Annotated in this window: 21 protein-coding genes, 1 tRNA gene and 2 pseudogenes; 13 read left to right on the top strand and 11 right to left on the bottom strand. The window is 64.5% G+C overall.

All coding sequences use genetic code 11. The features are described from left to right. Positions 1 to 129 precede the first annotated feature (129 nt). Positions 130 to 768 (top strand): aldo/keto reductase, encoded by a 639-nt coding sequence (locus RR49_RS01655; RefSeq protein WP_281174755.1) that lies wholly within the window; start codon positions 130 to 132, stop codon positions 766 to 768. 110 nt (positions 769 to 878) lie between these two features. On the opposite strand, the gene RR49_RS01650 is transcribed toward RR49_RS01655, so the two are convergent. After that, the gene (locus tag RR49_RS01650; protein WP_045246120.1) at positions 879 to 1,322 is read right to left on the bottom strand and encodes a nuclear transport factor 2 family protein; all 444 of its coding nucleotides are present in this window, start codon (positions 1,320 to 1,322) and stop codon (positions 879 to 881) included. A gap of 57 nt (positions 1,323 to 1,379) precedes the next feature. Between RR49_RS01650 and RR49_RS15575 the strand changes: the two genes are divergently transcribed. Continuing rightward, positions 1,380 to 1,745 carry a hypothetical protein gene (locus tag RR49_RS15575; RefSeq protein WP_048809436.1) on the top strand — a complete coding sequence of 122 codons (366 nt, stop codon included), beginning with the start codon at positions 1,380 to 1,382 and terminating at the stop codon, positions 1,743 to 1,745. A gap of 2 nt (positions 1,746 to 1,747) precedes the next feature. Here the strand turns inward: RR49_RS15575 and RR49_RS01645 are convergent, their stop codons facing one another. The 7 genes from RR49_RS01645 to RR49_RS01620 all read right to left on the bottom strand — a co-directional run bounded on the left by RR49_RS01645 (position 1,748) and on the right by RR49_RS01620 (position 11,808). Then, on the bottom strand, positions 1,748 to 3,157 hold the full coding sequence (locus RR49_RS01645) for a DUF2130 domain-containing protein (RefSeq protein ID WP_045246118.1): 1,410 nt from the start codon (positions 3,155 to 3,157) through the stop codon (positions 1,748 to 1,750). 25 nt (positions 3,158 to 3,182) lie between these two features. Next, positions 3,183 to 4,871, bottom strand: coding sequence for an ATP-dependent nuclease (locus tag RR49_RS01640; protein ID WP_048809435.1), 1,689 nt, complete (start codon positions 4,869 to 4,871; stop codon positions 3,183 to 3,185). Further along, positions 4,871 to 4,996 carry a hypothetical protein gene (locus tag RR49_RS16160; protein ID WP_048809434.1) on the bottom strand — a complete coding sequence of 42 codons (126 nt, stop codon included), beginning with the start codon at positions 4,994 to 4,996 and terminating at the stop codon, positions 4,871 to 4,873. Before RR49_RS16160 ends, RR49_RS01640 begins: the two co-directional genes overlap by 1 nt. Further along, on the bottom strand, positions 4,993 to 8,106 hold the full coding sequence (locus tag RR49_RS01635; RefSeq protein WP_045246116.1) for a type I restriction endonuclease subunit R: 3,114 nt from the start codon (positions 8,104 to 8,106) through the stop codon (positions 4,993 to 4,995). Before RR49_RS01635 ends, RR49_RS16160 begins: the two co-directional genes overlap by 4 nt. Then, on the bottom strand, positions 8,103 to 9,272 hold the full coding sequence (locus tag RR49_RS01630) for a restriction endonuclease subunit S (protein ID WP_045246114.1): 1,170 nt from the start codon (positions 9,270 to 9,272) through the stop codon (positions 8,103 to 8,105). Before RR49_RS01630 ends, RR49_RS01635 begins: the two co-directional genes overlap by 4 nt. After that, positions 9,269 to 10,837 carry a type I restriction-modification system subunit M gene (locus RR49_RS01625; RefSeq protein ID WP_045246113.1) on the bottom strand — a complete coding sequence of 523 codons (1,569 nt, stop codon included), beginning with the start codon at positions 10,835 to 10,837 and terminating at the stop codon, positions 9,269 to 9,271. The genes RR49_RS01630 and RR49_RS01625 overlap by 4 nt, the downstream gene beginning before the upstream one ends. A gap of 188 nt (positions 10,838 to 11,025) precedes the next feature. Further along, positions 11,026 to 11,808 (bottom strand): hypothetical protein, encoded by a 783-nt coding sequence (locus tag RR49_RS01620; protein ID WP_045246111.1) that lies wholly within the window; start codon positions 11,806 to 11,808, stop codon positions 11,026 to 11,028. Between the two features lie 165 nt (positions 11,809 to 11,973). Here RR49_RS01620 and RR49_RS01615 point away from each other — a divergent pair, with 165 nt between their 5' ends. From RR49_RS01615 to RR49_RS16210, 8 genes and pseudogenes are all read left to right on the top strand, one after another. Further along, entirely contained in the window at positions 11,974 to 12,396 is a 423-nt protein-coding gene (locus RR49_RS01615) for a hypothetical protein (RefSeq protein WP_045246110.1), read from the top strand. Positions 12,397 to 12,399: 3 nt separating this feature from the next. After that, positions 12,400 to 12,708, top strand: a complete 309-nt coding sequence (locus RR49_RS01610; RefSeq protein WP_045246108.1) for a hypothetical protein — start codon at positions 12,400 to 12,402, stop codon at positions 12,706 to 12,708. A 262-nt stretch (positions 12,709 to 12,970) separates the two neighbouring features. Next, a complete protein-coding gene (locus RR49_RS01605) occupies positions 12,971 to 13,603 on the top strand; it encodes an MT-A70 family methyltransferase (RefSeq protein ID WP_048809433.1) in 633 nt (210 codons plus the stop codon). Next, a complete protein-coding gene (locus tag RR49_RS01600) occupies positions 13,603 to 13,806 on the top strand; it encodes a hypothetical protein (protein WP_045246106.1) in 204 nt (67 codons plus the stop codon). The genes RR49_RS01605 and RR49_RS01600 overlap by 1 nt, the downstream gene beginning before the upstream one ends. A 67-nt stretch (positions 13,807 to 13,873) precedes the next feature. Next, positions 13,874 to 14,056 carry a hypothetical protein gene (locus tag RR49_RS01595; protein WP_045246105.1) on the top strand — a complete coding sequence of 61 codons (183 nt, stop codon included), beginning with the start codon at positions 13,874 to 13,876 and terminating at the stop codon, positions 14,054 to 14,056. Next, positions 14,043 to 16,232 carry a type IV secretory system conjugative DNA transfer family protein gene (locus tag RR49_RS01590; protein ID WP_045246103.1) on the top strand — a complete coding sequence of 730 codons (2,190 nt, stop codon included), beginning with the start codon at positions 14,043 to 14,045 and terminating at the stop codon, positions 16,230 to 16,232. Before RR49_RS01595 ends, RR49_RS01590 begins: the two co-directional genes overlap by 14 nt. A gap of 166 nt (positions 16,233 to 16,398) precedes the next feature. Continuing rightward, positions 16,399 to 17,247, top strand: coding sequence for a replication-relaxation family protein (locus tag RR49_RS01585; protein WP_048809432.1), 849 nt, complete (start codon positions 16,399 to 16,401; stop codon positions 17,245 to 17,247). Further along, a pseudogene (locus RR49_RS16210) lies at positions 17,234 to 18,403 on the top strand (recombinase family protein); the annotation flags it as partial. The gene RR49_RS01585 and the pseudogene RR49_RS16210, both read left to right, overlap by 14 nt. 703 nt (positions 18,404 to 19,106) lie before the next feature. Here the strand turns inward: RR49_RS16210 and RR49_RS01575 are convergent. Both RR49_RS01575 and RR49_RS01570 read right to left on the bottom strand, forming a co-directional pair. Next, positions 19,107 to 19,181 (bottom strand) — tRNA-Arg (locus tag RR49_RS01575). A gap of 24 nt (positions 19,182 to 19,205) precedes the next feature. Beyond that, entirely contained in the window at positions 19,206 to 19,820 is a 615-nt protein-coding gene (locus RR49_RS01570) for a TetR/AcrR family transcriptional regulator (protein WP_045246100.1), read from the bottom strand. 199 nt (positions 19,821 to 20,019) lie between these two features. Between RR49_RS01570 and RR49_RS01565 the strand changes: the two genes are divergently transcribed. From RR49_RS01565 to RR49_RS01555, 3 genes are read left to right on the top strand one after another with little or no spacing between them, the layout of a single operon-like run. Further along, entirely contained in the window at positions 20,020 to 20,616 is a 597-nt protein-coding gene (locus RR49_RS01565) for a DUF6230 family protein (RefSeq protein ID WP_045246099.1), read from the top strand. 47 nt (positions 20,617 to 20,663) lie between these two features. Then, positions 20,664 to 21,152: a DUF6114 domain-containing protein gene (locus RR49_RS15570; RefSeq protein ID WP_048809430.1), complete on the top strand. Its 489-nt coding sequence runs from the start codon at positions 20,664 to 20,666 to the stop codon at positions 21,150 to 21,152. Beyond that, the gene (locus RR49_RS01555) at positions 21,149 to 21,880 is read left to right on the top strand and encodes a hypothetical protein (protein WP_045246098.1); all 732 of its coding nucleotides are present in this window, start codon (positions 21,149 to 21,151) and stop codon (positions 21,878 to 21,880) included. The genes RR49_RS15570 and RR49_RS01555 overlap by 4 nt, the downstream gene beginning before the upstream one ends. A 57-nt stretch (positions 21,881 to 21,937) precedes the next feature. Here the strand turns inward: RR49_RS01555 and RR49_RS01550 are convergent. Beyond that, positions 21,938 to 22,717 (bottom strand): annotated as a pseudogene (locus RR49_RS01550) (helix-hairpin-helix domain-containing protein); the annotation flags it as partial. Positions 22,718 to 22,741 lie beyond the last annotated feature (24 nt).

The following is a 22,741-nucleotide window of genomic DNA, read 5'->3' as shown; positions in this document are numbered from 1 at the left end:
ACGGGATCATCGAGCTCCACCGCCGCCTCGCCCGCGGCTATCGCAACCGCGAGAACTACCGCCTCCGCATGCTCCTCACCGCCGGCGGACTCACCCCATGACCCCCCCACCGGATGTCCGAAGAGCCCGATTGCCGCGGCAGCCGTCCCGCGTGATCTCGTCACGGTCGCGACCCGGCTGCCCGCGAGTCGCACGAGCGCGAACGAGGCGACGAAATTCGTCGAGGAGTTCCTGCTGCGCACTCAGCTGGAGCACATCGATCTCATGCTGGTGCCGTGGATCGGGGCGGCGCGCTCGGTGGCGGCCTGGCACTCGCTCGCGAAGGCCCGGGTGCGAGGCCTCGTCAGCCGCGTGGGTGTCGCGGGGTTCGGCGCGGCGGAGAGTGACGCCCTTCTCGAGGCGACCGGAGATCGGCCGGCCGTCGACAAGATCGTCGTGCACCCGCTCGCTCCCCAGCGCGAGTTGCGGCGCGACCTCGATGGCCGAGGCGTCAGGGTGCTCGCCGCGCATCCGACGGGCCTCGGAGACGGGATGCTGCGGCATCCGGTGCTCGTGCGCGCCGCACGCGAGGAGGGTCTCACCCCGGCGCAGCTGGCGATCGCCTGGTCGGCGGCTCGGGGGATGATCCCGCTGCCGACGGCGAGATTCCCGGCCCGGCAACGCGAGAACCTCGCCGCGCTCGATCGACCGCTGGCGGAGTCGACGCTCGCCGTCATCGACCGCGTGTGCCTTGACGGCCCGTCGCGGATCGAGACGATCGCCGGGTGAGCGGCGCCGGGGTATTCGCGTAGCGAGGGTTCGCATCGCAACCTCGCTGGTGAACCGGCCGCAGCGCGCGAGGTATGCGGCATCCCTATGGCGGATGCCGCGGCCCCGGGTCAGCCGCCGAGAGCCGTGATGACGGCGAGCGAGTCCATGTAGTCGCGCCAGCCGACGATGCGCCGATCGACGAGGGTGACGACGGAGCAGAACCGATTGTCGTACGCGCGGCCCGCGGCCGTGCGTCCGTGCACCTCGTATTCGAGCGTCACGACGCCACGGTCGGCGTCGTGCGCGACCTGCAGCCCGTCGGCCCGCTCGATCTGCATGTCGTAGCCGGCGAACCAGTCCATGTAGGCCGCACGCCCGCGGATCACAGGCCCGAACCCGGCGAAGACGTAACGGAACTCGAACTCGGCGTCCTCCGCCACGGCGTCCCAGAAGTGCTCACCGTCGACGAGATCACCCAGCCCCTTCCGCACGATCGCGTAGAACGGCTCGGCGTTCGGCCGGAACGCAGGGTGCGAGCGGTCGGCGGGTTCCGAGTGGAGCGGCAGGGTCATGCGGACCTCGTTTCGGCGGTGCGCCTTTCTGAGGCTGACCAAAACAAACAGCTCCGCGTGCTGCAGGCTGTGCGTGCGGTGGTCGAAGGACGCGTCAGTCGCCCAGAATCAAGCGACACGCCACGGAAAGCCATCGTTCAGGCCCAGCACCGGCTGACACCGACTGAGGTCGAGGAGATAGCCGCGGAGTACCGAGCGGGTGGCACGCTGCCGCGTATTGCCAAGCGCTGGGGCATCAACCGCGAGACCGCTCGCCTCGCCTTGACCCGTGCGGGAGAACCAGTCCGTGAGCGCGGCACGCTCTCGCCGGCAATGCTCGAGGAGGCGCGACAGCTTGAGGCCGAGGGATGGTCCCTCAACCGGCTCGGCGGGAGGTTCGGAATCGACCCGAAGACGATCAAGAAGCGTCTGGCGGATGCGTAAGGCTACTCGTCTTCGGACGACTTACCTGGCTCCAATTCAGCGAACTTCTGTGCCATCGTCGGGTTGCCCTTCGTCAGCTTCTTGATCGTGACATCTTGGGCCTTGTCGTTCGCCAGCCGTAGATTGCGGTTCGTGCCGAGCAAAGCGTCCCTAGTCTTCTGCAGATGGTCGATCGACTTGTCGATCTCGTCGATGGCTGTCTGGAAGCGGCGCGAGGCCAGGTCATAGTTCTTTCCGAATGCCGACTTGAACGCATCCAGTTCGTTCTCGAAATTCGTGATGTCGATGTTCTGCGCCTTCACCAGCGCCAGCTCAGTCTTGTACTTCAAGGAGTTCAAGGCAGCGTTCCGCAGCAGCGTGATCATCTGGATGAAGAACTGCGGGCGGATGACATACATCTTCGGATAGCGATGCGAGATGTCGACGATGCCGGTGTTGTAGTACTCGTTCTCCGGCTCGAGGAGTGAGACCAGTACCGCGTACTCGCAGCCTTTCTCGGTGCGGTCCTTGTCGAGCTCCTTGAGGAAGTCCTCGTTTCTGTGCTTCGTCGCGGTGGTGTCGTTCTCGTTCTTCATCTCGAACATGATCGAGACGATCTCGGTCCCCGCCTCGTCGCTGTCGCGGAAGATGTAGTCGCCCTTGCTACCGGTCCGGGCGTCGTTGTCTTTCTCGAAGTAGGCGCGCGGGAAGGCGGTGGCGCGGATCTTGTTGAACTCGATCTCGCAGTGCTGCTCGAGGGTTTCGCCGACCATCTTGGTCGAGAGCTTTGCCTTGAGATCGCGGAGGCGTTCGATCTGCTCCTCGCGGTCCTTGATTTGTGTCTCGTACTTGTCTTTGAGCGACTTCTCGGCGAGCTGCTTCTCGAGCTCGACTTTCTCGAGGCCGCTCTTCAGCTCGTCGCGTTCCTTCTCGACGGTCGCGAGCGCCTCGGCCAGCTCCAGCTTCTTGGCGGTGTCGATGGAGTCGAGCTTCGCTTTGAGCTCCTGAATTTCAGAGTCCTTGGCCGCGGCAGCCTTCTGAAGTTCCGCCAGTGCTTTTGCCTCGGCCAGTTCAACGGCAGACTGCTTCTCTTGCTTCGCCTGGGCGAGTTCGATGGCGAGGGTTTCGCGCTCCTTCTCGATCGTGGCGAGCGCCTCGGTCACGGCGAGCTTCTGTTGCATAGAACCAGCCTCGAGCTTGGCCTTCAGCTCCTGGATCTCCGCGTCCTTAGACGAAGCGGCCTTCTGCAGCTCGCTGGCCGCCTTCGCCTCGGCTAGTTCAAGGGCCTTCTTCTGGTCCTCGTCGGCCCGTTCGAGGCGTTCGTGAAGCTCCTGCTGAAACTCCGCGTTGCGGACTTGTTGGACGATGTCGGCGTAGCCGGCCTCGTCGATGGTAAATGTCTGCCCACAGTGCGGGCACTTGATTTCATGCATAGCGCGGCCTCCTTTCAGACCGTTGTTACAACGCAGTGGCGAGATCGACGAACTCCTGCTTGAGGGCGTCGATCCTCGCCTGACCGATCAGCCCAGATTCGAGGTTGTAGAGCGCATACTGCGGCTTGCGACTGGACTCGTTGCGCGGGAGCGGCGTGATGCCAAGCTCGGTCTCGAGATCGTTCGCGAACCGAGTAACCCGCTTGGTGAATGTCGACCTGGTATCACTAATCGCCTGAGTGACTTCAGTGTCGTGTGCGCCGCCGTTGTCCCCGTCATAGAGCACCGAGTGGTCGATGCCGAAGGCGCTCAAGATCGCGACGAAACGATGGATGTTGTACTTGCCCATGCAGTCGATGACGGCCAAGCCACGAACCGGCGGCTCCATAAGTCCACGCGTCGTGAGATAGCTATAAATCGCAGTTTCGCTCGGCCCCTCAACAAGGATGACCCGCTGACTGAAGAACGCGGTGGTCCGAGTCGACTGCATCCAAAGCTCGGTCTTCAAAGACGCCATCATGGCGGCCTTGTTGACATCGGCTGCGCTCGTGCCGTGCGGCAAAATGCTGTCGTCAGCGACGAGTGCGTCGGCGAAGAGCTGATCAAGTTGCGACTGAGTCAGCTGACACGAAGTAGTCACGCCTGCGTCTCGGCGGAGGCGGATCAGTCTCGTCAGATCGTCCATCGATCGGCTCACGAACCGCGAACTATGCGTGGTCAGCAGAACCTGCGTGGTGCCGTCCTGCACGAGCTTTAGCAGACTGTCGTGTAGCACTTCCTCCTGTGACGGGTGCAGGAACGCCTCGGGCTCCTCGAAGAGAATCCAGGTGAGCTGCGGCGTGAACTCCTTTTTCTCACCAGCGGCCACCCTTGGCGGGTTCGCGTGCTTCGCAGCCAGCTTGATGAGCGTGTAGATGAGATGCCGTTGGAACCCCGCACCGAATCGGGCCTGATCGATCTCGCCACCATGCGTCTCGTCGATGAGCTGAGGCTTGATCAGAGTCTTGAGAATCTCTTCGGGCTGGATGCTCTGAACTGCCAGCGAGAACGATGCCTCCCAGCTCGTGATCTCGTCGGTGACCTCCTTCTCGAGCGACTCGAGCGACTGACCGTCGGTACTCGTCTGGGTCTTGATCGATCCTTCGAAGGCGCCGAACGCCTCCGTCAGTTGCTTGTAGGCGGGACTGTCGGCAACCACCTTGTTGAGCACTTCCGCAACGAGCTCCCGGAGTGCGGACGGGCCTGTCAGCTTCGTATTGTCATCAATCTTGCTGACGGCCGGGATGTAGACGATGTGGCCAACCTTCCCGGAGCCGACGTTCTTCGCGCCGTAGAAAAGGTTGTCGGAGAGGTTCCCGCCTTCGTAGGCGTAGTAGCCCGAGCGCACCTTTCCGTCGGAACCGGTCGACGGACTGACGTAGTTCCGGACGCGGAATGTCCCTTTAGCGCTTTTGTAGTCGTCCTTGAGCTGCGTCAGCTCGTCGTCGGTCGGCTTGAACTCAACCTCAACCCACGCCTCAGCATCAGACGCGGCAACCTTCGGCTTGTCACGGCCGTCATCCCACTTGAGATCCCCGTAGAACATGCGGATGGCATCGATGACGTTGCTCTTGCCCGCGTTGTTTGCACCAGCAATCAGCGACAACGGCTCCAGGCGGATCTTCGCATCGTGGATACTGCGGAAGTTGTGGATCTGGACTTCGACGGCACGCATTACAGTTTCCCCTCCTCCGGCACCGAACGGCCGTAGTCGGTGATGTCGATGGCGGCGAATTGATTCGTCGTCGCCTTGGTCTTGGCGAGTCCGGTGGGACGTAGCACCGAGTCGTTGCGGGTCATAACTCGCCACCTTTCATACTCAGCCCGAAGAACCTCTCGAAGAACTCGCCGAGCTTCTCCAGCACGCGCTGCTTCTTCTCACCGTGCCCGCCGTCGGTTGCGAAGCGGGAGGCTGGCGGCAGCACCTTCGTTATGGCGGTGCCGGTGGTGCGGATGCCGCCGTCTCGGAACGCGGTTTCTATGTAGGCGCGGGTCTCGTCGGAGCGGAGGTTTTCGTCGGCGATGATCTGCTCGAGCTCGGCCTCGCGCTTCGCAGCGATGAAGCGACTCCATTCCTCGTCAATCTCGCCGGTGGCAGAGACAGAGTCGACGAAGGCTTCAATGAGGTCCTTCTTGTTCCGCAGGCTCGGGCTGGCGTCGATGGCTCGGGTGATCTCGGCGCGGATCTCTTTGTCGTCGCCGTCGCCTCGACTCTCGCGGTACTTCTGCACGAGCATGAGGATGTAGTCGACGTTGATCTCGACCTGTTTGATCAGCTCGATCTCGAAGACGATGTCGTCGTTGATGGGCTCCTTCTCGGTGTCCTTGGCGGCACGGAAGTCGGCGTACAGATCGAGGTAGACGCTGCGGTAGTCCTGACCCTGGCGCTCGGTCAGGATCTCGTTGCCGGCGAAGTCGTCGAACGAGGTGAGAATGTTCTCCAGGCGCAGGATTGCGCCGAACAGCGCGATGAAGTCCTTCTGCGCCTGCTCGCCCACGATCGGCTGGCCGAGCGGGTAGGTTTCCAGCAGCTGCTGGACCTTCTCGGAGTATTCGGCGTGGTATTCGCCATAGGGCTTCAAGAGCGCGATGCCCTTGGCTTCCTTGTTACCGAAGAGCGCCAGCGCGTCGTTCGTCGCGTCCTCGAGGTCGCGGAAGCTGACGATGTTGCCGTAGGTCTTGACCGAGTTCAGGATGCGGTTGGTGCGGGAGTACGCCTGGATGAGGCCGTGGGCGCGGAGGTTCTTGTCGACGAACAACGTGTTCAGCGTGGTGGCGTCGAAGCCGGTCAGGAACATGTTGACGACTATGACCATGTCGAGCTCGCGGTTCTTCAGTCGCAGCGAGAGGTCTTTGTAGTAGTTCTGGAACTTATCGTCGGAGGTGTCGTAGCTGGTGCCGAAGAGCTCGTTGTAGTCCTGGATCGCGTCTTCGAGGAAGTCGCGGGACGAGGCATCCAGCGCGCCCGTCTCGAAGCCCTCCTCGTCGAGCGCGCCGTCCTCGATCGCCTCGTTGGCGCCGTAGGAGTAGATGAGTCCAATCTTCAGGCGGCGATCCGGCGGAAGGTCTTGCTGCTGGATCGCGAACTGGTTGTAGTACCGCTTGGCCGCGTCGATCGAGGCGGTGGCGAAGATGGCGTTGAAGCCGTTGACTCGGCCGGCGACCTTGACAGCCTCGACCTTGTTGCGCCCGCCGGCCACCTCGCCGACGTTGGCGACCCGCTGGTGGACGTAGCCGCTGGCCCGCTTGGTCTTCTGGTCGAAGTGCTCCAGCGTGTACTCGACGACCTGCCGGATGCGCACCGGCTCCAGCAGCGCCTTCTCGGTGTCGATGGCCGAGACCTGCTTGTCGGTGAGCCCCTCGGGCAGCTTGATGGTGTTGACGTAGTCGATACGGAACGGCAGCACGTTCTTGTCCGTGATGGCGTCGACGATCGTGTAGGTGTGTAGCTTCTCGCCGAAGGCCTGCTCGGTGGTCTTCAGCTGCGGGTTGCCGCCGCTGCCCATGTTCGCGGTGAAGATCGGCGTGCCGGTGAAGCCGAAGAGGTTGTACCGCTTGAACGCTCGTGTGATCGAAGTGTGCATGTCGCCGAACTGCGAGCGGTGGCACTCGTCGAAGATGAGCACGACGTGACCGTCGAAGATCGCGTGACCCTTGTTCGCCGGCGATCCGATGAAGGTCGATAGCTTCTGGATGGTCGTGATGATGATGCGTGCCTGCGGGTCTTCGAGCTGCTTCTTCAGCACCGCGGTCGAAGTGTTCGAGTTCGCGGCGCCCTTCTCGAAGCGGTCGTACTCGCGCATCGTCTGGTAGTCGAGGTCCTTGCGGTCCACGACGAAGACGACCTTGTCCACGCTCGGCAGCCGACTGGCGAGCTGCGCCGTCTTGAACGAGGTCAGCGTCTTGCCGGAGCCGGTGGTGTGCCAGACGTAGCCGCCGGCCTCGATGGTGCCGAGCTTCTTATAGTTCGTCGCGATGTCGATGCGCTGCAGGATCCGCTCGGTGGCGACGATCTGGTACGGGCGCATCACGAGCAGCATCCGGTCCACCGTCAGGACGCAGTACTTGGTGAGCACGTTCAGCAGCGAATGCTTGGCGAAGAAGGTCTTCGCGAAGGCGGTCAGATCGGTGATCGGCTTGTTCTGCGCATCGGCCCACCACGACGTGAACTCGAAGGAGTTGGACGTCTTCTTGGCCTTCTTCTGCCCCTCGCCGTCCTTGACGTGCTGGCGGCGCGTGGTGTTCGAGTAGTACTTCGTGTGTGTGCCGTTGCTGATCACGAACAACTGGACGTAGTCAAAGAGTCCCGAGCCCGCCCAGAAGGTGTCGCGCAGGTACCGGTCGATCTGATTGAAGGCCTCACGGATGGCGACGCCGCGACGTTTGAGCTCGATGTGCACCATCGGCAGACCGTTCACCAACACCGTCACGTCGTAGCGGTTGCTCCGTGCCGCGCCGCCTTCGCCCTGACCGATCTCGTACTGGTTGATGACCTGAAGCTTGTTGTTGTGGATGTTCTGCTTGTCGATCAGACGAACATTCTTCGTCGTACCGTCATCGCGAGTCAGCAGCTGGACGTGGTCTTCCTGGATACGTTTGGTCTTCTCCGGGATGCCGTCGTTCTTGCCGGCGATGCGCGACGTGAAGAACCTCTCCCACTCGGAATCCGAGAACGTCAAGCCGTTGAGCGCATCGAGCTGAGCGCGAAGGTTGGCGACCAGCTGCGCCTCGGACGTGATCGGCAGATACTCGTAGGCCTGCGACTGCAGGAGCCGGATGAACTCCTTCTCCAGCTCAGCCTCCGACTGATACGCGCTCGCAGTCTGCGCATCAGGGATGTACTCCGCTACGACCGTGCTCTCGGCAGAGACAGCGATCGGGTCGTACTTAGTCGGGATGGTGTCACTCATGCCGCCGCTTCCTCGAACGTCAGGAGCTTGTCGCGGTAGTACTCGTACTGCTTGCGGCGAGCGGCAAGCTCAGCAGGAAGCCCGACGTTGAGGCCATTCACCAGAGCATCGAACTTGTCGAGAATGCCAGCAATACGACGCTGCTCATCAAGCGCGGGAACCGGGATGTCTACCTTGTTGAGATTACTGACGGCAAGACCAGGCTGTGCGCCCTGCGACACATATTGGTTCAGATTCATCGCCGTCAGTTCGTGGAAGAGCCAGGAGACATCGAACTCCTGAATTGGCGTTACGACAACCGCATGCTCCGTGGCGTAAAACTTGCCTTTGACACGCTTGACATTGCCGCTCCAGGCTCCCTGCCGCCCGATCAAGACATAGTCACCTTCCTGATTCGCCTCGGCCACGTACCCACGAAGTCCGTTGCCGCCAAAGCACGGGTAGGGGTGCAGCGAGTCCTGCTTATCGCTGATGCCCGAAGCAGCGACGAACTTGCCCGCGCGCAACGAGAGGACTTCACCTATCGGAACCCTCCGAACCCCCGCTTCAGGGAAGGTCAGGAGCTGATCCCGGTAGATGGCATACTGACGGCGCCGCGCTTCCAGCTCCGCTTCCAGCTCCGCTTCCAGCTCCGTGAAGTGATCCAAGATTCGCACGATCTCGCGCTGCACCTCGAGCGGCGGCACGGGGATTCGCACCTTCGCCAGTTGCCTCGCCGACACGTCGATGACCTTCGTCCCGGTAGCGAGCGCCCTCTTCTGCGCGAAGAACGACTCCGACTGGAACCAGTAGGCCAGATATTTCGGCTCCTGGTTGTGCTTGATCACGGTGGCATGGCCCCCAGTTACGATCGGGGCCTCACCGAGCCAGGCAACGGCCTTGCCCACGTCTTCGACGTTTTCGCTCGTGTTCGTGATGATGATGTCACCTGGATTAGCCTTCGCGAGCTTGGAAGCAGTCTCCCGAGCGACGAATGAAATGGTGCTGGTCGCCCAGACCCCATAGCGCGTGTAGATCTGGCCGTAGTGGATCGCGCCGATGCCGTCGTCCGTCAAATCGGTCTTTGGCATTCCGTTGCCGCGAACCAATTCCGCAAGGTCGCCGAGCGTCTTGAACGGAACCCCCTTCGGGGCCAGCTCTTTGATTAGGTCGTCGATGCGGCTCACGCACTCGCCTCCAGGTCGGCGACGATCTCGTCGATGGCAGTGCGCAGCTCGGACTGCCGCTTCACGATCTCGGCGATCTCGGCGTTCAAAGCCTTGATATCGGTGGCTACACGTGTGTCCTCAGCTTCGACGTAGGAAGAGACCGACATCAGATAGTCGCGCTCGGCGATCTCACCATTCGGCACGACCTTGGCGAAGTGGTCAATGTCTGCGCGGGCGATGAAGGCATCGAGTATGCGCTGCTGGTGGTCGGAGGTGAGCTTGTTCTTGTTGCCAGAGCGGGTGAACTCGGCGGAGGCGTCGATGAAGACGACGTCGTTCATCGGTTTCGACTTCTTGAGGACCAGGATGCAGGTGGCGATAGTGGTGCCGAAGAATAGATCCGGCGGTAGCTGGATCACGGCGTCGACGTAGTTGTTGTCGATCAGGTACTTGCGGATCTTCGCCTCTGTGCCGCCTCGATACATCACCCCGGGGAACTCGACGATGGCCGCCGTGCCGTTGACGGCAAGCCAGCTGAGGATGTGCATCGTGAAGGCGAGGTCAGCCTTCGACTTCGGTGCAAGTACCCCGGCCGGCGCAAACCGCGGGTCGTTGATCAGCAACGGGTTTGCATCGCCGTCCCACTTGATCGAGTAGGGCGGGTTGGAGACGATCGCTTCGAACGGCTCATCGTCCCAGTGCTGCGGGTCGGTCAGGGTGTCGCCGTGCGCGAGGTTGAACTTCTCGTAGTTCACGTCGTGCAGGAACATATTGATCCGGGCCAGGTTGTAAGTGGTCAGGTTGATCTCCTGCCCGAAGAATCCCTGGCGGACGTTGTCGCGGCCCAGCACCTTCGCGAACTTCAGCAGCAGCGATCCGGAGCCGACGGCAGGGTCATAGACCTTGTTCACCGCCGTCTTGCCGACGACAGTGATGCGGGCGAGTAGTTCGCTCACCTCTTGCGGCGTGTAGTACTCGCCACCAGACTTGCCCGCTTCGGATGCGTACATCTGCATCAGATACTCGTAGGCGTCACCGAACAGATCGATGCTGTTGTCCTCGAAGTTGCCCAGCGGCAGATCTCCGATGGCATCGAGGAGCTTCACCAGCTTCTCGTTGCGCCTGGCCACGTTCGACCCAAGCTTGGCGCTGTTAACGTCAAGGTCGTCGAAGAGGCCCTTCAAGTCGTCTTCGCTATCCGCGCCGACCGCCGAGCCCTCAATGTTGCTGAAGGCCCGCTCCAGCGTCTCGTTCAGGTTCTCGTCCCCCGCGGCACGCTTGCGGACGTTCGCGAAGAGCTCGGACGGGAGGATGTAGAAGCCCTTCTCGGCCACGGTCTCCTTGCGGCCGAACTCGGCGTCGGCATCCGAGAGTCGCGCGTAGTCGAAGTCGGCGTGGCCGGCCTCGCGCTCTCCCTTGTTGATGTAGGCCGCGAGGTTCTCCGAGATGAAACGGAAGAAGAGCATGCCGAGCACGTAGCTCTTGAAGTCCCAGCCGTCGACGCTGCCGCGCAGGTCGTTGGCAATGCGCCAAATGGTCTTGTGCAGCTCGGCGCGCTGGGCTTCTCTCGTGGTTGGTGGCATTCCGCAGTTCTCCCTGGCACAGCAACGTGCCCTTAATTGATCCCCGTTTCCGGTGTCACAAACCTATCGGCGGGCGCAGACACTGCGGCAGAGGCGAACCGCGATGAAGGAGCTGCGCTCGAACTCATCGCGAAATCTACCCAAATTATACGCTGATCAGGATTTTTAGTAAACAAGCGGTCGAACGGTCATAGGCCACTTTCCCACCCGGCAAGGCGAAGTAGTGCCTCGGTGTTGAACTCGGCGTCTCCGTGCGCGATCCGCTGGCCGTAGCGCTCGGTATAAGTCGCAATGAGAACCTTCACGGCGTCGACCTCGTAGTCGCGGGCAGCGATCGCCTCGACGAGCACCTTTTCGCTCGTGGTCGGCTCAGTCGGATCGTGCGGCCAATTCTTCAGGCGCTCGACCCGGAGGATCTCGGCGCGGAGTGCGTAGACATGCGCCCAGAGCCGCGACAGTAGCTCCTCATGCTCAGCGGCTTCCTTGTTGGCGACGTCACCAGCCCTAATAGTCGGGCTGTCACCGCTGGCCTCGAGGGGCGGCGGAACCGATCGCCCACGTGGAATGTAGTTCTGCGAGTCGCGATGAAGCTGCCAGGCGACGCCGGTAATGATCTCCGGCTCGATGCGCTTGCGGAAGTGATCGACCTCACGCTCGGCGGCACCGGCAGCAGCCTCGCGCCGAGTAGTGAGGTTCGAGCCGCGGTAGCCAGGGGCGATGGCGAACAGGATGCGGGCGGACTCGCCGAGGGTGTCATCGGGATAGTGGACGAGGAGCCGAGCGAGCAGTTCGTCGAGCGCCTTGATCCTCCCGAGCCGGTCGTCGCGGTTGATACTGCGCGCGACAACGCCTCGGAGTCCAAGGAGGGTTTCGTCAGTCAGCGAGGGTGAAACCGGAAGACCTGTTGCAACGATCTTGCGGAGTGCCTTGGCGATGTCCTCGACAGGCGGCGGCGCGACCTGCGTCTCCATGTGCGCCTCCCGGAACTGTCGTTTCAGCGTACCCAGAAAGCGCCCACGAACTGACCGTTCGCACGCCCACCCTCCTCGCGGAGGCTCAGTGATGTTCCCGGTGACAGCAGGAACGGGCGGCCACCGCTCTTCGGTGGCATCACCACTCGTAGGAAGGAGCCGAAGGTGCTGAACACCTCCGTCTCGCCGGATCAGGGCACGACCCTGGTCCCGTCCTCGAGCTCGCTCGACCAGCATCTCGGCGCGTTGTCGCGTTCGACGCAGAAGCAGGTCTCGCGCGGGCTCGAGCGTCTCACCGCTGACGTCGTCCTCGCGGCGGCGCAGGAGCGGGCAGACGCTGGGATGGCGCTGATGCGCGCCCAGCACTCGAAGGAACTCGCCATGTACGTGGAGGGCGCCAAGGCGGAGCTCGCCGAGCTGCACGAGCATGGCCGTGGATTGGTCGCCAACACCGCGATCCACGAAGTGACCGCCACAGGCGCGCTCGCCGACTCGGTGTCCAAGGCCTACCCGATCGTCGCACCGCACGTGTGGAAGATCGTCGACGCTCAGGCCACGGGCTCCGCGATGACGGTGCTGAGGTACTGACCGATGACCCCCATCGTGACGACGATCCTCGTCGCAGCCGTCATCGGCCTGATCCTCCTCGCGGTGATCGCGCTCCTCTGGGAGGCGTGGAACACCGAGCGCACCCGTCGCATCGATATCGGAGAGGAGTACGAGTCACTCATGGAAACCCACGAGCGTCTCCGGAGCGTCTCGGCCTCCGTCGTCGACCAGGCCAAGCGCACCGTCGACGCCGCCTATCAGGTCGTCAGTGCCGAGCGCGAGCGAGGGCACAACGCCCGGCTCGACATCCTCCGGCTCATCGCCGACAAAGAGCACCACTCCGAGTCCTAGGCGACCTCGAGGGGCGGCTCGGTCACAAGTCGGGTCGCCCCTCACTCTCGTCGTCGTTGTGCGTTTCACAACAAGGGCTAGCGCCGCCACCCGTCGTGGTTCGCCGGTCTCAATCACCTCTACATCTGGCGCGGCTCTCGGCTTTCAGATCGGTCCGCGTAGCGCGGCTCGGAGGCCTTCTCAGCTCGGCGTCACGAGCACATAAATACCCGCAGAAGCACCCGCCGCCACGAGCCAAGCGGATGCAGGAAGGAGGTCACACATGACCAATATCAACCCACCGGTCACCCCGGCACCCGACTGCCTCGCGCAGTACGGTCCCTACGACGCGATCCTCGCAGACGTACCGTGGCCCGGTCAGACCGGCGAGAAGCACTACGACACGATGTCGCTGTCGGAGATCTCCGGGCTCGCCGACGCCGTGAAGTCGGTTTCCGCCGAGAACGCCTGGCTGTTCTTCTGGACGACAAAGGGCCTCTTCCACGAGGCACAGGGCATCATGCGCGACTGGGGCTTCGAGCCGATCGACTGGATCACCTGGGGCAAGCTCAACCGCTACGGCATGGGCGGCATCAAGTCCGGTGTGCGCCGAGCGACCGAATATCTCCTCGTCGGCACCCGCGGCAAGGTCACCCCGGCGTCCCACGTCGTCCCCGACTGGTTTGCCGCCTGGGTCGCCAAGCACTCGGAGAAGCCACACTTCCAATACGCCTACGTGGACGCCCTCGCCGGGATGGACGTCAAGCGGCTCGAGCTCTTCGCCCGCCACAAGCAGCCCGGCTGGGACGTGTGGGGCAACGAGATCGAGTCCGACGTGTCATTCCTGAAGTTCGGCTACGCGGTCCCGTCCGACTTCACAGACAACCGCAAGCAGGAGAACGGCCGTGAGAGCTGATGTCGACCGATGGGCCGACTTCGCTTCTGTCGAGCGTATGGCGTGGAGCGCTCGTCCTGCTCGGAACCGCCGTGTGCGTCTGGATCGCGGCCTCGCTGATCCAGCAGGTCTGGGTGGTCCTCGTGATCGTCGCGGGCGTGGCGGTCGTGGTCTCGGCCGCGGTCATCGTCCTGCGCTGGTGGTGGCGTCGCCGTCAGTGGTGACCGTTGACGCAAATCAACGAACCATTCTCAATAAGGGCAAACGCACGCGGAAGGGAGGGCAGCGGTGATGAACGACAACATCAACACGAACAAGCGAGGACGGGGCCGGCCCGCGGGGTCGCACGACTTCCGTACCGTGGCCGTCCCGAACGAGCAGCCCGACATCCGCAAGCTCGCTCGCGCCCTGCTCGCCCTGGCGGGGGTGCAACTCAAGTCCGCCGACAAGGAGAACTCCGATGACGCGGTCTAAGCAGGCGTGGGTGTGGCGGCAGCTCTGGTGGCCGCGGCCGTTCGACCCCGACACGGCCCTCGAGCTCCTAGACCGGATCGCCGCCGACCGGCAGCTCGGCGAGCTCGTATTCGAGGCCCGCGCCTCCCGCGGCGAGGTCCGCTACCTCGTCGGCACGCGTCCCGGTCACACCCGGAATCTGACCGTGATGCTCAGCTCACTCGTACCGGGCGTGCGGCTCCGCGAGAGGAATGCGTCGGAAAGGTCGCGAGCGACGTTCACCGGACACGTCACCCTAAGCCACCACTCGCTCGCGCTGAATGTCGAGCGGGTCACCGCGATCTCCCGCGCGATCCTCGCCGGGCTCGCGATGGCGAAAGACGAGGCCGATGAGCTGATCCTCCAGGTGATGTTGGGCGGTCGACTCTCGCCGCAGTTCGTACCGGACCGCGCGGCGGACCCGACCGAATCGTGGTTCGAACTCCTGACCCGGGGCGGACAACCGGCGACAAACGAGACCCGCACGGGCCTGAAACACCGGGTGAGCTTGCACGGCTTCAAGGCCACGATCCGCATCGGCGTGACCGGCAGCACCATCGGCCGGGAACGAGAACTCATCACGGCGGTGCTCGCCGGAATCCGTGTCGCTGAGGCCGCGGGCGTGCGAATCCACTTCACGGTCGAGAACCCGAACAAGCTCGAGCAGGCAGCCCGCCCGTGGAGGTGGCCGCTCAACCTCTCAGCGCGTGAACTCGTCGGGCTAATGGCGTGGCCGATCGATAAGGACGTCGACGCCAATCTGCCCGGGCACCCCGGCGCGCACCCTCGAGTACTGCCACCACCGGTCAGGCTGCAGACGTCGAAGCGTCCGTTCGCTGAGACGACCGCACCCGGTGAGATCGTCCAGGTCGGCATCGAGCCGCGGGACAGCTTGCAGCACACCCTCTACCTCGGTCCAACGTCGTCGGGGAAGTCGACGGCGATGCTCGCCCAAATTCTCTCGGCCGTGCATGCGGGGCGCAGCGTCCTGGTGATCGACCCGAAGGGGGACCTGGTCAACGACGTGCTGGCCCGTATTCCGCACTCGCGCGCTGACGACGTAGTGGTGATCGATCCGACATCGTCTCGACCGGTGGGATTCAATCCGCTGAAGAAGGGCTTCCGGAACCCCGGTGTGACCGCCGACTCGATGCTGGCGATCTTCCGCGAACTGTCCGGCGAAGCCTGGGGACCGCGCACCAACGAAGTGCTCGCCGCGGCGCTGACGACGCTGTCCCATTACAGCGGCGCAACGTTGCCAATGCTGCCCTCGCTCCTGACAGACAATCGCTTCCGCCACAAGGTGATGAAGCACATCCACGACCCGCTCGGCCTCGAGTCGTTCTGGAACAGCTACGAGGCGATGAGCGATCCGCAGCGCGCTCAAGTGATCGCCCCCGCGATGACCCGACTTCGCCAGTTCCTGATGCGCCCGCAACTCCGGGCAGTGCTCGGCCAGGCGAACCCAACGTTCGACTTCTCGGATTTGTTCACCCATCGGCGCATCGTCCTGGTATCGCTCAACAAGGGCACGCTCGGCGCGGAATCGGCCAAACTGCTCGGCTCGATCATCGTCGGCCAGGTCTGGCCGCTCATCCTGGCGCGCACCTCGCTGTCGCCCGAGCAGCGCCACATCGTCAACGTCTTCATCGACGAGGTGCAGGACTACGTCTCTGCCTACGACGACCTCGACGACGCTCTCAGCCAGGCCCGCGGTCTCGGCGTCGGCTTCGCCCTAGCCCATCAGTACCGCAGGCAGATTCCCGCGCCGACGCTCGCGGGCATCGATGCCAACGCACGGAACAAGATCATCTTCGGACTGAATGGCGACGACGCGGCCGACCTCGCGAAGCAAGCCGTCGGACTGGATCGGGACGACTTCACACTATTGCCACGCTTCGGCGTCTACGCGAACCTCGTCCAGGACGGGCACGCCACCGGCTGGTTCTCCGCCCGCACCCTGCCACCCGAGCCACCGATAAGGGAGCCGGTCGAGCTGCGAATGCACTCCGCGAACACCTACGGACGGAACGCTGACGAGGTCGAGCGAGAAGTTCTGGCGTCGATCGGGCTCGACGATCAAGGCCATGCAGCAACCGATAAGCCGGATGATGACGAGCCGATTGGCCGCCGCAAGGCCACGGGAGGTCCGCGATGAGCGGCCTTCAGTTCGGGCTTCAGGTCACGACGACTTGCTCACCGCGTTTGCCCGGCAACACCGGCGCTTCGCCCCCGACCAGGGATAAGACTCCGATCCGATTCCCGATCGTTCCTGCCGCCTCATACCCACCCGGCATCCGCTGCCCTGTCAATGGAGGCCTGCGATGAGCACGCTCCACGAGACCCTGAGTAGCCTTATGTCTGATCGGGACTGGCTGATCCTCCGGTCGATAGACGAGTACCGCTACCTGCTGACGCGGCAGATCGCCCGGCTCCACTTCGACCTCGCCGCCGGGGCGAAGACGATCCCTCGAACGGCGAACCTGACCCTCGGCCGACTCCGAGAGCTCGGGCTCGTCCGCGAGCTCGACCGACGTATTGGCGGCGTTCGGGCTGGGTCATCCGGCAAGGTCTGGCAGCTCACTGAGACGGCCAACCGGCTGCTGTCCTGGCGGGACGGCGAAACTCCGGCGCAGCGACTGCGGGCCATCGAGCCGGGTGCGACGTTCCTCGAGCACACCTTGGCGGTGGCCGAGGTGGTCCTCGACCTGAACGATGCCGCCGCTGCGCACGACGTGGCCGTGTCGCGCGTCGAACTGGAACCGGCGGCCTGGCGGCCGTATCTCAACCGATCGGGCGCGACGGTGCGGTTGAAGCCAGACCTCGCGCTCGTCACAACATCAGGCGGCTATCAGGACGCCTGGTTCTTCGAGGTGGATCGGGCAACCGAGCCACCAGGCCGGATCGTGCGGAAGTGCTTGCAATACCAGGACTACCGGCACACCGGCCACGAGCAAGCACAGACCGGGGTCTTCCCCGCCGTGGTCTGGGTGGTGCCGAGCCTGCGTCGACGCGACCAACTGCGTGGACGGCTCCGCGAGGAGTCCGGCATCGACGGCCGGCTCTTCACGGTCATCACCCCGGCCGACCTCGGCGAGCTGATCACCCTGGGCGCAGCCGATTTCAACACCCGAATAAGAGACCAAGACGGAGGCCCCGATGCCCCGGCCTGACGATAACGACCTGCCCAAGTTTTCCACCGATCGACCCCCGATGCCCGAGATTCCGAGCGACTTCGGACTGGACTCTTCTGGCGAGAAGAGCGTCAATCAGGAGGACGTAATCGGAGGAACCACCAACATGAATCCCGCTCTCGCAGCCGCCAACATCAACCCGCTCGGCGCTATCGCTGACGCACTGACACCGAAGGTGGCCGTGAGCTACCTCCGCGTGAGCACCAAGCGGCAAGCGGAGCGTGGCGACGACGCCGAGGGTTTCTCCATCCCGGCGCAGCGTGACGCCAATCGAAAGAAGGCGCAGTCGCTCGGCGCGTTCATCGTCAAGGAGTTCGTCGACCGTGGCGAATCAGCACGCTCGGCCAACCGGCCCGAGTTGCAGCGGATGCTGGAGTACATCCGCGAGAACGATGTGGACTACGTCATCGTCCACAAGGTCGACCGTCTGGCTCGCAACCGCGAGGATGACGTCGAGATCAACCGCGCCTTGACCGATGCGGGCGTGGCCCTGGTGTCGACGACTGAGTCCATCGACCAGTCGCCGTCCGGCATGCTGCTGCACGGCATCATGGCATCGATCGCCGAGTTCTACTCTCGCAACCTCGCCAACGAGGTCGTCAAGGGCATGAGCCAGAAGGCGCGGCGTGGCGGCACGATCGGCCGGGCTCCGCTCGGCTATCGGAACACCTCGCAGATGGGCGAGGACGGCCGGGAGGCTCGTACGGTCATCCTCGACCCAGAGCGCGCTCCGCTGATCCGCTGGGCATTCGAGGAGTACGCCAAGGGCGAGCGTGGCTTGAAGTCGATCGCCAACGAGCTGGCTGCGCGCGGCCTGCGCACCCTGAAGACGCCGAACGTGCCGAGCAAGGTGCTAGACGAGAACGGGCTGCAGAAGCTCCTGACGAAGCCGTACTACACCGGCGTCGTCACCTTCCAAGGGGCCACCTATCCAGGACGCCATCCGGCGATCATCGACGACGAGACGTTCCAGCTCGTGCAGCAAGTCTTGGCCTCGAGGCGGGTCGGCGAGCGTCGCCGCACCCACGACCACTACCTGAAGTCGACATTGCGCTGCGGGATCTGTGGCTCCCGTCTGATCGTGCAGATGACCCGCAACAGCAAGGGCACGCTCTACCCCTACTTCATCTGCAACGGGCGCTTCGGCAAGAAGAACGGCTGCGAGCTGAAGGCGGTCCTCGTCGACGAGACCGAGGTCCGCACCGAGAACCACTACGCCGAACTCGCCCGACTCATCACGCCCGATTTCCGCTCGAAGGTCGAGGCGATGATCGAGCTCGAGTTCCACGACAGCCGAGCCGAAGTCGACCGAGCGTTGAAGCACCTACACTCCGAACGCGAGAAGCTCGAGCGAGAGCAGGAACGTGTCCTGCAGGCGCACTACGCGGACGCTATCCCCCTCGACCTGCTCAAGAAGGAACAGGACCGCATCGCTTCCGCGCTCCGCGAGAATGCCCACCAGGTCGATCGATACACCGCCGACCTCAACCAGGTCGAAGGCTCGATGAAGCTGGCACTCGACCTACTCGAGAACTGCCCGAAGGCCTACCAGCTGGCACCGGACCACATCCGCAAGCTCATGAACCAGGTGTTCTTCGAGCACATCCTGGTCTTCAACGACGGGAGCACGAAGGCAGAAATGCTCGAGCCCTTTGCCACGATCACCAGCCCCGAGGTCCGGCTCGCCACCGAACAACACGTCGCTCAGAGCACGACGGCCGGGAACACAAAGAGCGGCACTTCCCCGAAGGGTCGTGCCGCTCTGGCGATCAGTTCGTCTGGTCCTACCGACTCGCGTCCCCGTGCTTTTTCAGGGATTTGTTTTGGTAGCAACCTCTTGGTGCCCCTGGAGGGACTCGAACCCCCAACCGTTTCCTTAGGACGGAACTGCTCTTCCATTGAGCTACAGAGGCTGGCCCTACGAGTCTAGCGGCGCCTCACCCGCCGGATTCGGATGCCGCGGCCCCCTGTGCGGCCGCGACGACGCCTTCCACGCTCTGCTCCAGGAACGCCACGATCTGCTCGACCGGGGTGCCGGTGCCGAGGGCGAGGTCGAGGAGCACTTCCTGGGCGAACACGACCCAGGAGTGGAGGGCGACGCGCAGCATCCGGGTGTCGCGGTAGCCGAGCTCGCCGTAGACCTCCAGCAGGCGGGCGGCCTGCGCATCGCGGGCTTCGTCGACCACCCGGCTCGCCTCGGCGTCGCGGCTCGACGACCCGCGCACCAGGGAGGCGAAGACGCCGCTGTGCTCGCGCACGAACATGACGATGCGGGTGAGGGTGTCGTGCAGGCGCTCCCGCGGGGCGAGGTCGCGGCGCGGGGTGGTCGCGTGCAGCATGCCGTCGCGGGCGAGGGTGACGACGTCGCGGTGCAGGCCCTGCTTCGAGCCGAAGTAGTGGAAGACGAGGCCGCGGGAGACGCCGGCCTGCTCGGAGAGCACCTCGATGGTCAGCTCGTCGAGGGGGCGCGTGGCGAGGAATGCCACGCCGAGGGCGGTGAGCTGCTCCCGTCGCTCCTCGGGCGTCAACCGCGTACGACGCACCCCGACCATGGCTATGACCATACTGTCGACACCTCCCGTCCTCCGGGCGCGGCATCGGCGTCGCACCCGGACTGTGAGGACTTTCTCACCAACGCGTCCACCTTATTGACAATTAGTCAATGGTGTCTATCATCGTGTCAGAACCACCCGCAGCACAGCCGCTGCACCCCGCAGCAATGACGCTGCACCTCACCCCCCGGAGGACACAATGAAGTTCCGCAACATCGCGCGCTCGCGCGCAGGACGTATCGCCATCGTCGCCGTCCCGGTCGCCGTCGTCACCTCGGTGCTCGCCGGCGGCGTCGCCCAGGGCCAGGTGCCCGTCTCGTTCTCGGTCTCCGGCAGCTCGTTCCAGATCTCCGCCACCGAGCTCGCCGGCACTGGCTTCTCCCAGTACTCGGGCGTCGCCACCGACGCGAAGGGCGGCCAGCACAGCGTCGCGATCGCCAACATCAAGTCGGCGTCGCTCACGGCGCTCTGCCAGGCCGTCATCACCGACACCCCGCTCGGCAAGGTGGGCCTGCTGGTCACCGCCGGCGGCGAGGGCACCCCTGCCACCGCGACCGACCTGCAGATCGGCATGACCGACCTCAAGGGCGACTCGTCGTTCGGCAACATCCGCATCGGCGTCGACGCCTCGCAGGTGAACACGAACGCGAAGGGCACGGCGGGCGAGTTCGCCCAGGACGCCGACACCATCACGATCAAGAACCTGCAGCAGATCGCGTGGAGCACCCAGGCGGGCGTCTTCAACCTCGCCAACATGCACGTGCAGATCACCGACGGGTCGAAGGGCTGCTTCTGAGCAGCCCCATGACCACCGTTCCTCGAACCCGATCGGAGGCTGCTGCCATGTCCACTCGACGTGCCCGCTTCGCCGCCTGGTCCCGCCGGCGGCCCCTCGTCGGCGCGATCCTCATCGCTGTCGGCGGCGTGGAGATGTTCTTCTCCGGTCAGCTCGACCTCGGCAACATCCAGGTGCAGCTCGGCTTCTCGGGGCTGCAGGCGACCATCATCCCGGTCGCCCTGGTGCTGTTGGGCGTGCTGATCGTCGCGATGCCCATGCATCGCATCTTCTACGGTGTGATCGCTCTGGCGATCTCGATCTACTCACTCGTCGGCGTCAACCTCGGCGGCTTCATCATCGGGATGGTGGTCTCCACCGTCGGTGGCGTGATCGCCGTGTCGTGGGTGCCCGCCGACGGTGAGCGTCGCCTGCGCCGCCGCGAGGCGAAGCGGGCCGCCCGTCACTCCGAGGAGGCTGCGGCGGAGGAGGGCGATGCGGACGGCGCCACCGCCGATCTGACGATCGACGAGATCACGGCGGCGAGCGCATCATGATCCGCCATCGCCTTGCCATCGCGGCCGCTGCGGTGGTCGGATGCCTCGTGGTCGGCGCCGCGACCGTCGGTGCCGCCCGCTCCCCCGAAGCCCCGACCGGCCTGTGCATCCCACTGCTGATGAACTGCAGCACGCCGACGCCGACGCCGACCCCGTCGCCGTCGCAGACCTCGGGCAGCTTGCTGCCGGGTCTGCCGTTACTGCCGGGTCTCGGCGGCGGATCCACCTCACCGACGACGCCGACCTCCCCGGGCACGCCCACCACCCCGACGCAGACCAACGCGTCATGGGGACAGGCGATCTTCGACCAGGGCGCACCGACCCTCACGAAGTACCCGGCGCAGCTGGGCGCGCAGGGTCTCTCGTTCACGGGGCTCAAGGGCATCGCACTCGTCACGGTGCGCACGGTCGACGGCACGCTCGAGCCGGCCATCCGCATCAGCGCCGACTCGGTCACGGTGCAGGGCTTCTCGCTCACGGTGCGCCAGTTCACCGGCCCGTCGCTCGCGACGACCGCCGACAGCATGACGCTCAGCGGCGACGCCCAGGTCTACCTGAGCTCACTGACGGCCGTGCTTCCGACGGGTCAGGCCATCACGATCGGGCAGGACACGCCGCCACCCGCCGACGGCATCACCTCGCTGCTGCGGGTGACGTTCGGTCTGCTGGGCGCCACGGCTCACAACATCACCTACCCCAACACCCACCAGTCGTTGACCGACGGCTGAGTCGCCCCGGGAGGGACGCGAGGGGGCGGATGCCGCGGCATCCGCCCCCTCGTGGTGTCACCGGAAGTCGCGGGAGCGATGCTCGACGCCGACCCTCAGGTCTTCGAAACGGTCGGCGAGGATGTTCGCGACGCCCTCGGGCGACCGTTCGAGCATGCCCCGCACGATGAGGGCGGGAGCGTCGCGCGCGAGCGTGCGGTGACGGTTCCAGACGCCGACCGAGCAGATGACGTTGACGAGGCCGTGCTCGTCCTCGAGGTTGAGGAAGGTCACCCCCGACGCTGTCGCGGGACGCTGCCGGTGGGTCACGAGCCCCGCCACCTCGACCCGGCGACCGTCTTCGTGGGTGCGCAGCTCGGCGGAGGTGAGCACTCCGCGCGCGTCGAGTCCGGAACGGTAGTGGGTCATCGGGTGGTCGTCGGTCGAGATGCCCGTCGCCCACAGGTCGGCGGCGAGCGTCTCGTAGCTCGACGGGTCGGAGAACAGCGGCGGCTGCACGGCGACGATCGAGTCGGGCAGGTACTCGGGGCGATCCTGCGCGGCGGCGCCCGCACTCCACAGGGCGTCGCGCCGCGACATCCCGAAGCAGGCGAACACGTCGGCGGTGGCGAGCGCCTCGACCTGCGCCTCGGTGATGCTCGTGCGGCGCACCAGGTCGCGCATGTCGCGGAACAGCCCCCCGGCGTCGCGGGCGGCCACGATGCGCCCGGCGACGTCGGCGCCGATCCCGCGGATCGCCGCGAGCCCGAGCCGCACCGCGAACCCGCCGTCGCGACGATGAGCGGCGCTCTCATCGGGGGCCGCCGGGTCGAAGGGCGCCACCGGCGGCTGGTCGCGGTGGGCTGTCTCTTATACACATCT

The sequence above is a fragment of the Microbacterium ginsengisoli genome (genome assembly GCF_000956535.1).
Lineage (GTDB): Bacteria > Actinomycetota > Actinomycetes > Actinomycetales > Microbacteriaceae > Microbacterium > Microbacterium ginsengisoli.
The sequence above is the reverse complement of the archived record's forward strand: the minus strand, read 5'-3'. Positions and strand labels throughout refer to the sequence as shown.